The sequence below is a fragment of the Ferrovibrio sp. genome (genome assembly GCF_002796975.1).
Classification (GTDB): Bacteria; Pseudomonadota; Alphaproteobacteria; order Ferrovibrionales; family Ferrovibrionaceae; genus Ferrovibrio.
On the sequence record NZ_PEKV01000007.1, the window covers coordinates 81,315 to 96,065 of the forward strand.

Annotated in this window: 14 protein-coding genes; 5 read left to right on the forward strand and 9 right to left on the reverse strand. The window is 63.1% G+C overall.

What is annotated here, in order from left to right; genetic code table 11:
- Positions 1-51: 51 nt before the first annotated feature.
- From CTR53_RS09860 to CTR53_RS09870, 3 genes are read left to right on the forward strand one after another with little or no spacing between them, the layout of a single operon-like run.
- Entirely contained in the window at positions 52-492 is a 441-nt protein-coding gene (locus tag CTR53_RS09860; RefSeq protein ID WP_290812180.1) for an RbsD/FucU domain-containing protein, read from the forward strand.
- Positions 482-1,525: an aldo/keto reductase gene (locus CTR53_RS09865; RefSeq protein ID WP_290812183.1), complete on the forward strand. Its 1,044-nt coding sequence runs from the start codon at positions 482-484 to the stop codon at positions 1,523-1,525. Before CTR53_RS09860 ends, CTR53_RS09865 begins: the two co-directional genes overlap by 11 nt.
- Before the next feature lie 2 nt (positions 1,526-1,527).
- Positions 1,528-2,397 carry an amidohydrolase gene (locus CTR53_RS09870; RefSeq protein ID WP_290812186.1) on the forward strand — a complete coding sequence of 290 codons (870 nt, stop codon included), beginning with the start codon at positions 1,528-1,530 and terminating at the stop codon, positions 2,395-2,397.
- A 60-nt stretch (positions 2,398-2,457) separates the two neighbouring features.
- Here CTR53_RS09870 and CTR53_RS09875 read toward each other — a convergent pair whose 3' ends face one another.
- The 5 genes from CTR53_RS09875 to CTR53_RS09895 form a co-directional block, all read right to left on the reverse strand.
- On the reverse strand, positions 2,458-3,438 hold the full coding sequence (locus CTR53_RS09875) for an ABC transporter ATP-binding protein (protein WP_290812189.1): 981 nt from the start codon (positions 3,436-3,438) through the stop codon (positions 2,458-2,460).
- Positions 3,435-4,427, reverse strand: a complete 993-nt coding sequence (locus CTR53_RS09880; protein ID WP_290812192.1) for an ABC transporter ATP-binding protein — start codon at positions 4,425-4,427, stop codon at positions 3,435-3,437. The genes CTR53_RS09875 and CTR53_RS09880 overlap by 4 nt, the downstream gene beginning before the upstream one ends.
- A 3-nt stretch (positions 4,428-4,430) precedes the next feature.
- Entirely contained in the window at positions 4,431-5,303 is an 873-nt protein-coding gene (locus CTR53_RS09885) for an ABC transporter permease (protein ID WP_290812195.1), read from the reverse strand.
- A 1-nt stretch (position 5,304) separates the two neighbouring features.
- A complete protein-coding gene (locus CTR53_RS09890; protein ID WP_290812198.1) occupies positions 5,305-6,246 on the reverse strand; it encodes an ABC transporter permease in 942 nt (313 codons plus the stop codon).
- 96 nt (positions 6,247-6,342) lie between these two features.
- Positions 6,343-7,947, reverse strand: coding sequence for an ABC transporter substrate-binding protein (locus CTR53_RS09895; RefSeq protein WP_290812201.1), 1,605 nt, complete (start codon positions 7,945-7,947; stop codon positions 6,343-6,345).
- Positions 7,948-8,093: 146 nt separating this feature from the next.
- On the opposite strand from CTR53_RS09895, the gene CTR53_RS09900 reads away from it, so the two are divergent.
- Positions 8,094-9,125 (forward strand): alpha/beta fold hydrolase, encoded by a 1,032-nt coding sequence (locus CTR53_RS09900; RefSeq protein ID WP_290812203.1) that lies wholly within the window; start codon positions 8,094-8,096, stop codon positions 9,123-9,125.
- Positions 9,122-9,664 carry a MarR family winged helix-turn-helix transcriptional regulator gene (locus CTR53_RS09905; RefSeq protein ID WP_290812206.1) on the forward strand — a complete coding sequence of 181 codons (543 nt, stop codon included), beginning with the start codon at positions 9,122-9,124 and terminating at the stop codon, positions 9,662-9,664. The genes CTR53_RS09900 and CTR53_RS09905 overlap by 4 nt, the downstream gene beginning before the upstream one ends.
- Before the next feature lie 529 nt (positions 9,665-10,193).
- Here CTR53_RS09905 and CTR53_RS09910 read toward each other — a convergent pair.
- The 4 genes from CTR53_RS09910 to CTR53_RS09925 all read right to left on the reverse strand — a co-directional run bounded on the left by CTR53_RS09910 (position 10,194) and on the right by CTR53_RS09925 (position 14,733).
- On the reverse strand, positions 10,194-10,964 hold the full coding sequence (locus CTR53_RS09910) for a DeoR/GlpR family DNA-binding transcription regulator (protein ID WP_290812209.1): 771 nt from the start codon (positions 10,962-10,964) through the stop codon (positions 10,194-10,196).
- A gap of 3 nt (positions 10,965-10,967) precedes the next feature.
- Positions 10,968-12,659, reverse strand: a complete 1,692-nt coding sequence (locus tag CTR53_RS09915) for an ABC transporter permease subunit (protein ID WP_290812212.1) — start codon at positions 12,657-12,659, stop codon at positions 10,968-10,970.
- Positions 12,656-13,648 (reverse strand): ABC transporter ATP-binding protein, encoded by a 993-nt coding sequence (locus CTR53_RS09920; RefSeq protein WP_290812215.1) that lies wholly within the window; start codon positions 13,646-13,648, stop codon positions 12,656-12,658. Before CTR53_RS09920 ends, CTR53_RS09915 begins: the two co-directional genes overlap by 4 nt.
- A gap of 68 nt (positions 13,649-13,716) precedes the next feature.
- Entirely contained in the window at positions 13,717-14,733 is a 1,017-nt protein-coding gene (locus CTR53_RS09925) for an ABC transporter substrate-binding protein (RefSeq protein WP_290812218.1), read from the reverse strand.
- Between the last annotated feature and the right edge of the window lie 18 nt (positions 14,734-14,751).

Sequence of the window (14,751 nt, forward strand, 5' to 3'; positions counted from 1 at the left end):
CCCGGGCCGCCGTGTGCGGCCCGGGACTTTATCGATGAAAGCAGGCAACCTATGTTGATTGGTATTTCGGCGCAGTTGCCACCCGATCTTCTGCACGTTCTCGCCAGCATGGGGCATGGCGACGAGTTGGTGATCGCCGACGCGAATTTCCCGGCCGCGAAGCTGGCGCGCCTGCTCGTGCAAACCACCGCCGACAGCACGACGCGGCTGAGCAAGGCCGTGCTCAGTCTGCTGCCGCTCGATGAATTCGTCGCTGCACCTATCGCCCTGATGGCCCCCGCCCGGTCGCAGGATCAGACGGCGCCGGCCTTGGCTGATCTCTCGGTCGTGCTGGCTTCGCACGGCAAGATCGAGCAGACCGACCGCAACGCGTTTTACGAACGGGCAACCCAGGCCTTCGCCGTCGTCAGTACGGCCGATGCACGGCCTTACGCCAATGTAATATTGCGCAAGGGCGTGATCGCCCTTAACGCGGCCGGCTATGTCTGCTGATATGCAGGGTGTCGTCGAACGCGCAGCGCGCAGGCGCATTCTGGGCCGCGGCAATCTCTCGCTGACCCGTCTCGGCCTCGGCGGCGCGCCGTTGGGCAACCTGTATCAGGCGGTGGAAGAGGCCGAGGCCGAGCGTGTCATCGATGCCGCCTGGCAAGGCGGGGTTCGCTATTTCGACACCGCGCCGCTCTACGGCAGCGGCCTGAGCGAGCGACGTATGGGACGTGCACTGGCCCGGCGGCCGCGTAGTGATTATGTGCTGTCGAGCAAGGTCGGCTGGCTGATCGAACCGGGCGTCGGTATCCGCGACGACGGGTTGTATGTCGGCCTGGAAGGCGGGCCGCGCCGTTGCGATTACAGCTACGACGGCACGCTGCGCTCGCTGGAAGCCAGCCTGCTGCGGCTTGGCCTTGACTATGTGGACATTGTCTACATTCATGACCTTGATACGGTGCAGCATGGCGCTGCGCTGACTGAACGCTACGGCGACGCCATGGACGGCGCGTATCGCGCGCTGGACAGGCTGCGCGGAGAAGGCGTTGTCGGTGCCATTGGACTTGGCGTCAATGAATGGCAGATCTGCGACCGTCTGCTGGCAGATGCTGATCCGGATTGCTTCCTGCTGGCCGGGCGCTATTCACTGCTCGATCAGTCAGCGCTTTACAGCTTCCTTCCGGCCTGCATTAAGCGCGGCATCGGCGTAGTGATTGGTGGTGCATTCAATTCTGGCATTCTGGCCACCGGGGCAGTGCCGGGTGCACGCTACGATTACATGCCAGCGTCAGCCGAAATTATGACGCATACAGCACGGCTTGAGGCCGTGTGTCATCGGCATAACGTGCCGCTCGCGGCGGCTGCATTGCAATTTCCATCCTTCCACCCAGCCGTCGTATCGGTGGTGCCCGGTGCGCGCAGTGCGGCCGAGATGGCCACAAACCTCGACCTGTTCAGCCGCATTATCCCCGCGGCGCTGTGGCAGGAGTTGCGTGCCGAGGGGCTGCTGCCGGCCGAGGCACCGCTGGGGCCGGACTGATCATGCGGATCGACGCCCATCAGCATTACTGGCAGCTAGGCCGCAGCGATTATGCCTGGATGCAGGCGCCGCATGCGGTCATCAGACGCGATTTCCTACCGTCCGACCTAGCACCACTGCTGAAGGCCACAGGTATCGACGGTACTGTACTCGTTCAGGCAGATGCGACGGCGCGCGAAACAGATTTCATGCTCGAAATCGCGGCAGTCACGGCAAATGTTCTCGGCGTCGTCGGCTGGGTGGATTTCACCGCCAAAGATGCAGTCGCGCAGGTCGAATATCGGGCGGGGCAAGATAAGCTGCGTGGCCTGCGTCCCATGCTGGAGTTCATAGCCGATCCGGAATGGATTCTGCAGCCCGCATTCAAGCCCGTACTGCGCACCATGGTGCAACAGGGATTGAGTTTCGATGCGTTGGTGCATCCTCAGCATCTTCCGGCGATCGAGACTTTGGTGCGGCGCCATCCCGATTTGCCGATGGTGATTGATCACGGCGCCAAGCCCAAACTGCGGGCTTGGCGCGGCAATGCGCTGGCACTGGTGGCCTGGCGCGATGATATGCGTAAGCTCGCGCGGCATCAGCAGGTCTATTGCAAGCTGTCTGGCCTGCTGACCGAAGCAGGGGCGGGCTGGCAAGACGGCGATCTGCTGCCAGCGATGCAGATATTGCTCGATCTCTTCGGGCCATCGCGGCTGATTTGGGGTAGCGATTGGCCTGTTATGACACTGGCGGGCCAGTATTCTGATTGGATCGAGCTTAGCGAACAGGCGTTAATTGGGCTGACACATTCAGAAAAGCAGCAGATCTATTCGGATAATGCCGCGGACTTTTACAAGCTCGATATATCTAGATCTGCCTGCAAACACTCATAATCTACTGGCCGCGATGAAATCGTCGGCAAGGTGCCCGTCCCAAAAGCCAAGTTGAACAGATCACGGTCGCGCTGTTTCGCGGAGGTGGCAGGACACCCAGTGGCCTGGCGTCACTTCCCGCAAATCAGGGGATTCGATCCGGCAGCGATCGAACGCATAGGGACAGCGTGTGTGGAAGTGACAGCCCGAAGGCGGGTTCATCGGGCTGGGCACATCGCCCTCGATCACCAGCTCGCGACGCCGGGCGCGCGGATCGGCCACAGGGGCGGCGGCAATCAGGGCTTCCGCATAGGGATGCAGGGGCTGGGCAAACAGTGCCTCCTTGTCCGCCATCTCGACGATGCGGCCCAGATACATGACCGCCACGCGGTGCGCGATATGCTCGACAACGCCAAGGTCGTGCGAGATGAAGAGATAGGCAAGGTTGAATTCCTCCTGCAGATCCATCATCAGGTTGATGACCTGCGCCTGCACGGAGACGTCGAGCGCTGAGACCGGCTCGTCGGCCACGATCACCGCCGGCTGCAGCGCCAAGGCGCGCGCCAGGCCGAGCCGCTGGCGCTGACCGCCGGAGAATTCGAACGGATACTTGACCAGGGCGTCGGCGCGCAAGCCGACCCGCTCCAGCAACATCGCGGCCTTTTCCTCGCGGGCCGTGCGGGTCAGATCCTCGAAATTCTCCAGAGGCTCCCCGACGATTTGGCCGACCGTGAGCCGCGGATTGAGCGACGCATAAGGATCCTGGAACACCAGCTGGATCCGCCGGCGGTGCGGCCGCATGGCTTCCTCGTCGAGATGCGTCACGTCGACCCCGTCGAGCAGGATGCGGCCCGAGGTCGGCTGCATCAGCTTGACCAGCAGGCGGCCGACGGTCGACTTGCCGCAGCCGGATTCGCCAACCAGGCACAGGGTTTCGCCGCCGCGCAGGGCGAAGGAGACGCCGTCGACGGCCCTGATCTGGCCCACGGCATGGCGAAGCAGGCCGCGAAGGACGGGGAAATGCTTGATCAGATTGTCGACTTCGAGTACCGGCGCCGTCATGCGGATATGCTCCGGCCGGCTTCCCAGCAGGCCACGATGTGGCCCGGTACAGGCTCGGTGAGCGGTGGGGCCTCGGCGCGGCAATGCGCGGTGGCAGACCCGCACCGCGGTGCAAAGGCGCATCCCACAATTGGCTCGCGCAGGGATGGCACGATACCGGGAATTTCCGCCAGCCGTCGCGTGGCGGTTCCGGCACGGCGACCGCGCGGGATCGAGGCCATGAGGCCGCGCGTGTAGGGATGTAGCGGGCGATCGAAGAGTTCGAGCACCGGCGCCTCCTCGACCTTGCGCCCGGCATACATGATGATTACGCGTTGCGCGGTTTCCGCGACGACGCCGAGATCGTGGGTGATCAGGATGATTGCGGCATCCAGTCTGTCCTTGAGCTCACGCATAAGCTTCAGGATTTGTGCCTGGATCGTGACATCAAGCGCGGTGGTGGGTTCGTCGGCAATCAGCACCATGGGATTGCAAGACAGCGCCATCGCGATCATGACACGCTGCCGCATTCCACCGGAGAGCTGATGCGGATAGTCGCCCAGGCGACGCTTTGCATCGGGAATACGGACCAGATCGAGCATGTCTCGGGCCCGCTCAAGCGCCGCTACACGCGCCAAACCCTGATGGATCATGACGGTCTCGGCGATCTGGTCGCCGATGGTCATCACCGGGTTGAGCGACGTCATCGGCTCCTGAAAGACCATGGCGATGCGGTTGCCGCGGATGCCGCGCATCTGCGCTTCTGGCAGGCGCGTCAGATCGGTCCCGCCGAAATGCACCGCGCCGGATACGATGCGGCCACTGGTCTCCGGGATGAGGCGCATGATCGATAGCGCGGTCACGCTCTTTCCGCAGCCGGATTCGCCGACAATTGATAACGTCTCTTTCGCGCCGACACTGAAAGACAGGCCGTCTACGGCGCGCACGACGCCGTCGCGGGTAAAGAACTGGGTGTGGAGGTTCTGAACTTCGAGAACGGGGGGGGGCATCGCCTACATCCGTCGTGCCAGGCGCGGATCGAGATGATCGCGCAATCCGTCACCCAGCAGATTGATGGCCAGGACAACGAGGGCGAGACAGGCACCGGGGAAGAAAATTGTCCAGGGTGCGAGGGCCAGAAGCAGCCGGCTCGAGGCGACGATATTGCCCCAGGTCGGCGTCTCGGGTGGCACGCCGGCGCCGAGGAAAGACAACCCGGCCTCGGTCAGGATCGCCGACGCGGCCACGTAGGTTGCCTGGACGATCAGCGGCGGGATCGTGCTCGGGAGGATATGACGCAGGATGATCTTACGCCTGCGGCTGCCGCCGCTGATCGCCGCGTCGATATAGAGCTGCTCGCGGGTGGTCAGCACGACGGAACGTACCAGACGCACGACGCGGGGGATCTCAGGGATGGTGATCGCCACAACGACGATTCCGACGCCGGCCTGATTGAGAGATACGAGGGCGATGGCCAGAAGAATTGCCGGAATAGCCATCAATCCATCCATAAACCGCATCACCAGATTATCGACGCTTCGCAGGTAGCCGGCAGCAAGTCCGATGGCGAGCCCGCCGGCCACTGCGAGAGCTGCCACCGACAGCCCGACAACCAGCGACACGCGGGCCCCGTAGACGCAGCGCGCGAAGATGTCCCGGCCGAGATGATCGGTGCCAAAATAGTGCACTGCAGAGGGGCGCTGCAGCCGGTCCACGGGATTGATGAAGGTCGGATCGCCCGCCAGGAACGGCGCCAGGATTGCGACGCATGCCATGAAAACCAGGATCGTGGCGCCGATCACGATTGTCGGATTGCGCCGTCCGAATTCGGCAAGGCGGGCGGGAAGGCCGGGGCTTCGGCTGCGTATCTGGGAAAAGGCTGCCATCTCAATACCGAATGCGCGGGTCGAGGAAGGTGTAGGACAGGTCGACGAGCAGGTTCACCAGCACATAGATGCCGGAGAAGATCATGATGACGCCCTGAATGATCGGATAGTCGCGCCGTGCGATCGCGTCGACGACAAGCCGGCCGATGCCCGGGATGTTGAACACCGTCTCGGTGATCACCACGCCGCCGATCAGCAATGCCACACCAATGCCTACGACCGTTACGATCGGCACGGCCGCGTTCTTGAGGGCATGGCGCAGGAGCATTGGGGCTCTAGCTACCCCCTTGGCGTTGGCGGTGCGGATGTAATCCTCTGCCAGCACGTCGAGCATGGTCGTGCGCGTGATGCGCGCGATCAGGGCCACGTAGGCGAGACCGAGCGCCAGCGTTGGCAGGATAAGATTGTGAAGCCAGGGCAGGATGCCCTCGGCGATCGGCGTATAGCCCTGCACCGGCAGCCAGCGAAGTTCGATGGAGAACAAAAAGATGAGCAGGTATCCGACAACGAAGACCGGAACAGAGAAGCCTGCGACGGCGAGGCCCATCACGAAGCGGTCGACAACCCGTCCAACGTTGGCTGCAGCCACCACGCCAAGGCAGACCGCGACCGTCACGGCGAACAGGATCGTGGTCAGGGCGAGAGAGATGGTCGGTTCGGCACGCTGGGCGATCAGCGTGGTAACCGGATCGCCCCAGAACATCGAGCGGCCAAGGTCGCCCGACGCCAGATTGGCGAGCCAGACCACGAGCTGCCGCCACAACGGCTCGTCCAGCCCAAGCTTGTGGCGGATTTCCACGATGCTCTCGGGGGAGGCATTGTCCCCGGCCATGATGGCTGCCGGGTCGCCGGGAGAGAGATGAAGCAGAAAGAAGACAAAGACGGCGACCAGGCCCATGACGGGGATCGTCATGAGCAGGCGCCGAATGATATACGCGGTCATCTAGTGCTCCCGATCTTGCCTCTTCTGACAGAGAAGCCGCCCCCGAGACGCGGAGGACTGGTCTGCGCCTCCGCGCCTCAGGGGGGCGTGATCAGGTTACACCTTCTCCGCATTCCACCATGGCACAATCTCGGCGACCGGGATCACGCCGCGCAGATTGCGGCGCATGGCCGCGGGCTGCACCCATTGTCCGTAATAGAGCTGGGGCACGAAATTCCACGCATTGGCCTGCAGCTCGCGGGCCACAGCCTTGCGGGCGTCCAGCGTCGGGGCCAGGGCCCATTTGTTGCGTAGTTCCTCATGCTTGGCATCGGAGGGCCAGCCGAACCAGGCTTTGTCGCCGGTTGCGGCATGGGCGGAGAGCAGGATCGGATTGCCGATGGCGGCCCCGCCCGACCAGGTGATGAAGATGTTCCAGCCGCCCTGGTTCGGCGGGGCCTTGCTGGCGCGACGCTGCACGACGTTCGACCAGTCCATAGCCTCGACCTGCACGTTCAGGCCGGCCTGGCGCATCGCCTGCGCGATCACCAGGCTGGTGTTGCTCATCACGGCAATATTCGTCGCCTGCATGATGACGATCGGACGACCGTCATAGCCGGCCTCCTTGAACAGTTCGCGCGCCTTGGCGATGTTCTGCCCGCCTTTGAACCAGTCGATATTGGCATCGTTCTCCATCGGCGTACCCATGCCAAAATACGACGACACCTGTTTGACGTACTTCGAATCGCCGAAGGTGGCCTTCAGCACGTCGCTCTGCTTGACGAGGTAGAGCATCGCCTGTCGCGCTTTGACGTTGTCGAAGGGCGGATGCAGGTAGTTCAGCCGGACCTGGCCGACATTGCCAAGCCCGTTCAGCACTTCGATCTTGATGTTGCGGTCGCTCTCGAGCTGCGGCAACAGGTCGGTCGGCGGCACTTCATAGAAGTCGATCTCGCCGGCCTGCAGGGCGGCAACCGCGGTCTGCGCGTCCGGCATATTCATCATGATGACGCGGTCGACCTTGGCGATCTTGCCGCCGGCGATACCGGATGCGGCTTCCGCGCGCGGCACGTAGTTCGGGTTGCGGTCGTATACATACTGCGTGCCAGGCTTGGTTTCGTTGAGATTGAGCGTGAAAGGCCCGGAGCCGACGACCTGATCGATCTTCTGCATCGGATCGGTCTCGGCCTCCTTCTTACGCATCATGAAGCACATCGGCATGTTGGTCTTGGCCAGCACGTCCAGCACCAGACCATATGGCTCCCGCAGTGTGATGCTGAATGTCTTCTCGTCCTTGGCGGCGAGATCCTTGACCCGTTCCATCAGATGCTGGCCGCCGCCGTCGCGTGCAGCCCAGCGTTTCAGGGAGGGCAGGATGTCGGCCGTGGTGACTGCCGAGCCATCATGCCACTTGAGCCCGTCGCGCAGCTCGAATGTGTAGGTCAGCTTGTCGTCCGAGACGCCGTGGCGGCCGACCATTTGCGGCTGGGGCTGCTGGTTGCCGTCGATGCCGAACAGGGTGTCGTAGACCATGCCGCCGTGGTAGCCGGCCATATTCGCCGTCGTCCATATCGGGTCGTAGGTCGGGATGTCGCCGTGCATGACTGCGCGGATTGTGCGGGCCGCACTTGGCCTGGCTTGCCCACGTACGATACTGGGCGCGGCCAGAATGGCGGAGGCGGCGAGGCCGGTCTGTATGGCGGTACGGCGAGTGATCTTCATCGGTTGTCTCCCCTGCGAATTCTTTTTCATTTGCCGTTTGGCAGAATAGTTAGTATTGGCACGAGTTAGTGCATAAATGTACTATATGCTCGGCGCCCGGGGAATCCAAGCTCATTTGAGACGGAGCGGCGGGCCGGGGAATGGCGATGGTGCAAACGATCGAGGATGGAATAGCGGACGGCGAACAGGCCCGCCTGCATCGGCTGCGCGCCCCCGGGACGGACGACGTCTGGCTCGGGCTCATTCAACGGGGGAGCCGGGACACGGATAAGGGTCTCCGGCCGGTCCTGGTGATTCACGGTTCGACCTTCGGAGTCACCCTGTTTGACCTGCCCGTCGCTGGATATTCGATGCTGCGCGAACTGGCGGGCAGCGGCCGCGCGGTCTACGCGATCGATGTGCGCGGCTATGGCCTGTCATTGAACGGCCGGGTGATGGACGCGCCACCGGACGCCAATCCGCCATTCGGCACACTGGAACATGCCGTCCTGGACATCGGGGCGGCGGTTGACTTCATCCTGGCGCGTGAGAACGCGACCGCGCTCGACATGATCGGAAGTTCGTGGGGCACAATCACGGCAGCGCTATATGCAACCCGATACCCGCAGAAGGTCGCGCGGCTTGTGCTGTCCGCACCGCTCTATGCCGAGAGGAACGAGCCCTGGCTCGAGCGTATCGCCAACCCGGACAACCGCCGGCAACTCCATCCACGATTTGGCGCCTATCGCCTGCAGACTTTGGAGGAGCTGACGCAGCGCTGGACGGACGACCTTGGGAACGAGGATCCAGCCAGTCGCCGCGAACCGAACATCGCGGCGGCGATCTTTTCGGCGCTCTCTGCCGCCGATCCTCGCGCCCTGTCACATCGTCCGCCGGCGCTGCGCATCCCCAATGGGGCCCTTGTGGATCTTGTCACCGTGTTCAATGGTGAGCCGCTCTATGACCCGGCAAAGCTGACAATGCCGACCCTGATCATCCGCGGCGCCGGCGACACGACATCGACAGATAGCGACGCGCGTCGTCTGCTGGCCCGCGTGGCGGCGCGCGACAAGGACTATCACATCGTGTCGCCAGGCTCGCATTTTCTGTGCGTCGAGCGAAACCGGCACCAGTGGTATGATCCGATCAGACGTTTTCTGGACGGCGACAGCAGCGAATCATTCGACCGAAAGATATGAAAATGAGTAAGTCCGCGAATTTGCCAGCAGATGAAGGGCACACGGTGTGGGAGCCCGATGGCGATTTCGGCCGCCGCGAGAGACTGGCGGCTGTCCTGAAAGGCAATCCGATCCCGGTGGCTTATCGCCTGAACTACGTGGCGAATTTTTATGTCGGCCCGCTTGTGAAGAATATGGAGCAGGCGTTCGGCCTGTCGCGTCCTGAGTGGATCATCCTGTTCTGCCTGACCCAACGCCCGGATTTGAACGCGCAGCAGATCAGCGATGTCTCGGGTCGGCCAAAAACCAGCATCTCCAAGGCCGTACGGCAATTGCTGAGCAAGAAGCTGATCGTACGGAGTGCCGATGTGCGGGATGGCCGTCGTCTCGTACTGCATCTCACGGATGCAGGGCGCAGGATCTATAAAAAGATTCTCGCCAGCTTCGTGGCGCGCGAAGCCGACATGATGGCCTGCCTCGATGACAACGAGCGCCAAACGATTCTGGGGCTGCTCGACAAGGTCATCGACAACAGCGCGAACTGGGCTAAACCTTACTAACGATCGCTTTCAACGCCGTGGAAGTCAGAGTTGGAAATAGTGACAATCATCTAAAGAATCGATCATCGCTATTTCGGGATATGCTCAACCGATCATGTCGCCGGCCTACGATATTGTTCCGGCCCGGGGTTATGACCCCCATCGCCCGATATACTGAGTGTGAGCAGGGCTAAGCTGGATATCTGCAGTGATGCCGTAATACTGGCCAGTAGATCTGCTAGTTGCTCCCTGCTGAGGAGGCGATTTTGGCCGCTGCCACTTCGGCGGCAACAATTTCAATTATACCAATGGCCGAAAAATGGCACAGGCCCTGGCCCAATCACTCGTCAGTGGATTTAGCCAATTTGATCGCCGCCGGTAGATATTCGCAATGAGTCTCCTTCCGGTCGGATTGGAAATCTACATTCTGGTGATCGTCCGTTGGGGTTCAGTTATTGTGCAGTCGTAAATGCCTGGATCGTGGTAGTTGGACGGCAGCCAGGCATTTACGACCAGCGCTATCGCTTCATGCGCCGGACCAGACCCGAAGTTAATCCGCGACGATGATCTCGCCGATGCCGGCGCGGCGCAGTTCAGTCAGCGCCTTGCGCCCGGCGGAGCTGTCGGTGACCAGGCGGTGGATATGGCTGCAGCCGCAGATATTGGCGCGGCTGACCTGTCCGATCTTGCCGTGATCGGCCAGCAGCGCGAATTCATCGGCGTAGCGGATCATGGCGCGGGCCACTTCGGCCTCATGCAGCACGAAATTGCTGGCGCCGCGCTCAGCGTGGAGCGCCACCGGCGACAGCAATGCGATATCGACCTGGAAGCGGGCGATCTCGCTCAACGTCAGTTCGCCGAAAGTGCCGGGCACATCGCTGTGCAACTGCCCGCCCAGCAGCAAGGCCGTGGCCTCGATGCCCTCGCGGTTGATCGTACCGGCCACATCGATCGAATTGGTGATCACCGTGATGCCCGGAATCTTCGCCAGCTCTTCCGCCAGCAGCGCCGTGGTGCTGCCGGCATCGACGAAGCAGGTCTGGCCAGGTTCCACCAGCTGGGCGGCGGCGCGGGCGATGGCCTGCTTTTCGCGCCGGCGCACCTGCAGGCGATCGGCAAACGGTGCTTCCTTGCCGGTCGAGTCCGGCAGGATGGCGCCACCATGCACGCGACGCAGCAGGCCGGCAGCTTCCAGTTCGACCAGATCGCGGCGGATGGTTTCCCGCGAGACATCCAGTTGCCGCGCCAGTTCGTCGGCCGAGACCTGCTTATGGTGGCCAAGCAGGCCCTGGATGCGGCGATGCCGTTCCTGCGCCCACATGGCTCAGGCCTCGGCCGACAGGCGAATGCGTCGCTGCGCCAGCCACAGCGTTCCGCGCGCCAGCAGCAAGGCGGCGGTGACCACCAGCATGATGGCGGTGGAGAAGGCGGCGGCCTGTGCCGTGTAGCCGCCCTCGTCGAGGCGCATCACGGTCACGGCAGCGAGCATCAGATTGGGGGTGACCAGGAAGATAACGGCAGAGAGCGTAACCATCGAACTCATGAACAGGAAGAAGAACACCGAGATCAGGGTGGGCAGCGTGTAGGGGATATAGACATCGCGCAGCACCGCCCAGGCCGAGGCGCCGATACAGGTGGCGGCTTCCTCCAGCGCCGGCGGGATCTGGCGCAGGCCCGTCGTCATCGTGGCGAAACCCTGCGTGTGATAGTGGTAGAAATTGCACATCGCAAGCAGTGCGGCGCTGCCATAGAGCAGGATCAGCGGCGTGCCCGGCTGGTTGAAGGCAAAGACATAGGCCAGGCCGAGCACGAGGCCCGGCACGGCGGCCGGCAGCATCGACACGAAGTAGATCGCGCGCGCCGCCGGGCCACCCAGCCGTTTCAGCGCGACGCCGAGAAACAGCAGGAAGATGGTACCGAATCCGGCGGCGGCGGCAGAGATGCCGATGCTGATCCACAGCGGATCGTAACCGCCGGCCAGTTTGATGTCGTAATGCCGGAGGGTGAAGTCAAGGCGATAGGGCCACAGCCGCATGAAGCTGGCATAGACCACCACGCCAACGACGGTGACCGGTGCCAGCGCGACCAGCCAGGCCAGCGTGCCGATGATCCCGTCGCGCCACGGATCGTGGCCGGGGCGGTAGGGCACGGCGGCTTCGGACTGGGTGCCGAACTGGCGCTGCGTCGCCAGGCGTTCGAAGTAGAAGGCCAGCACGGTAGGCAGCAGCAGCAGCATGCCGACCACGGCGCCGAGATTCAGGTTCATCTGGCCGATGACCTGGTTGTAGATCTCAATCGCCAGCACGGTGTAATCGCCGCCGATTACCGCGGCATTGCCGAAATCGGTGATGGTGACGGTGAAGACCACAAACGTGGCGCTGAGCAGGCCGAAGCGGATATTGGGCAATGTCAGGTCGATGAAGCGGCGCCAGCCGGTGGCGCCCATCACTTCGGCGGCCTCGAACAGCCGCGCATCGGCATTGCGCAGCGCCGCGCCAATGATCATCGCGGCCTGCGGCAAAGCGTAGAGCGAGTTGGCAATCAGCAGGCCCCAGAAACCGTAGATCTCAACCTGCAGCCCGAAGGTCTTGTTGATCAGGCCGTTGCGGCCGAGCAGGAAGATCAGGCCGAGCCCCTGCACCAGCGAGGGCGCGATCACCGGCAGGCTGATGGCGCCGAGCAGGACGATGCGCAGCCAGAGGCGGCAGCGATGCAGCGCAAAGGCGAGCAGAAGACCGAGTGCGACAGTGACGGCCGTGGTGGCCAGACCCATGGTCAGGCTGTTGACCAGCGCCCGGAGGAAGCTGCGTGAGCCGATGATCTGGCTGAAATTGCCGAAGCCGAGCGAACCATCGGGCAGCAGCAGGCTGCGATAGCCCATCATGCCGATGGGATAGACAAAAAACAGCAGCAGTGCCGCAGCCGGAATCCACAGGCAGGCGAGATCGAATATCCGGTCGGCGCGTTCACGCGCCAGAGGGGTCACCCGGGGCGCCACTGCACTGACGGCCGTCATGCCGCGACCCAGGCTCCGCGTGCCGGGTCCGGTGCAATGTCGATGCCGTCGCCGGGCGCGAAGTCTGCCTGGCCGGGCAGTTCCGCGACCAGCATGCCCAGCGGGGTGTCGAGTTTCAGCCGCGTGATGTTGCCGAGGAATGTGGTGCTCATCACCTTGCCCAGCGTACCGGGGCGCACGGCCAGGTGTTCGGGCCGCAGGCACAGCAGCTGATCGCCGCCGGGATAGTCCTGCATCAGTTGCGGCAGCAGGGCAGAGAGCCGCGACGGTTCGATCAGGTTGCTGACGCCCATGAAATCGGCCACGAAACGCGTGGTGGGGCGCGCGTACAGATCAGCCGGCGTGCCGGCCTGTTCGATACGGCCCCTGCTCATGCAGACGATGCGGTCGGCGAGCGTCAGGGCTTCCTCCTGGTCGTGCGTCACCATCACGGTCGGAATGCCAAGCCGGCGCTGCAGGTCGCGGATTTCCTCGCGCAGTTCGGCGCGCACCTTGGCATCCAGCGCCGACAGCGGTTCATCCAGCAGCAGCAGGGCGGGATCGGCGGCGATGGCGCGGGCCAGCGCCACGCGCTGCTGCTGGCCGCCGGACAATTCCCAAGGGTAGCGGTCGGCGATCTGCGGCAGCTTGATCAGCGCCAGCAGGTCGTTCACGCGCTTGGCGATATCCGCTGTCGGCGTGCCGCGCAATTTCAGGCCGTAGCCGATATTGGCAGCCACGCTCATATTGGGGAACAGCGAATAGGACTGGAAGACGATGCCGAAGCCGCGCAGGCGCGCCGGCACCTGCGTCAGGTCGCGGCCAGCCAGGGTAAGGCGGCCGGAATCCATCGTGAGAAGCCCGGCGATGATACGGAGCAGCGTGGTCTTGCCGCAACCGGATGGGCCGAGCAGACAGACGAATTCGCCGGTGTCGACGCCGAGCGAGACATTATCGAGAGCGACGACGGAACCGAAACTCTTGGCGACCTGCTCAATCGCGAGATGCATACGACATCCTGGTGCAGCAGAAACGAAAACGGGCGGCTGGAAGCCAGCCGCCCGTCAGTGTAGCAGGCTCAGCGGCCGATTTCCTTGGTCCAGCGCGCCAGGATGGCTTCGCGCTGCACGGCGGAGGCGGCGAAATCCATCTTGTACAGGATGCTGCCCGGATCATCAGGCATGCCGGCATCGCGCGCGGCCTTGGCAGGCTTGTAGCCCGGCAGGGTCACCAGTTCCTTGTACTTGGCATAGAGACCGGAGGCGCCTGGCGACATGGTCCAGTCGAGGAATTTCTTCGCGTCGGCCTTGTTCTTCGACGCGGCCATCAGCGCCGAAGCTTCGAGTTCGTAGCCGGCGCCTTCGCTGGGCAGCACCATGGCGAGCGGGAAGCCTTCCTCGATCGACTTGATCGCGGCGAAGGCCAGCGAGGTACCGACGGTGAACTCACCCGCGCGCGCCGAGCGGCAGGGGCGCGAGCCGGACTTGATATACTGGTTCACATTGCCGTCGAGTTGCTTGAGGAAGGCCCAGCCTTTTTCCTCGCCCATCTTCTGCAGGATCGAGACGATCTGCAGATAGCCGGTGCCCGAGGAAACCGGGTTCGGCATGGCGATTTCGCCCTTGAAGGCCGGATTGAGCAGGTCGTTCCAGCTCTTCGGCATCGGGAGGTTCTTCTGCTTCAACCGCTCGGTATTGACGCAGAAGGCGCCGATATAACCGGTGGCGGCAAACCATTTGGAATCGGCGGCCTGATAGGCGGCGCCCAGCTTGTCGCTGCCCTTCACCTTATAGGGCTCGACCAGCGCCAGGATGCGCGGGTCCATCATGTTGGTGACGGCCCAGCCCCAGATCACGTCATGCTGTGGATTGCCGGCTTCGGCCATGATGCGCGCGCCAAGATCGCCGGTGGAGAGGCGCAGCACATTCACCGTCACATCGGGAATGTCCTTCTTGGCGAGCGCCACGTAATCGGCAATCTCGTCTTCTTCCAGCGCGGTGTAGACCGTGATGGTGCCGGCCTGTGCGGCGCCGGCGGTGAACATCAGCATGCTGGCGGCGCCAGCGAGCAGCATGGATTTAAAACGCTCGAGCATTGTTTATCCCCCGTCTGT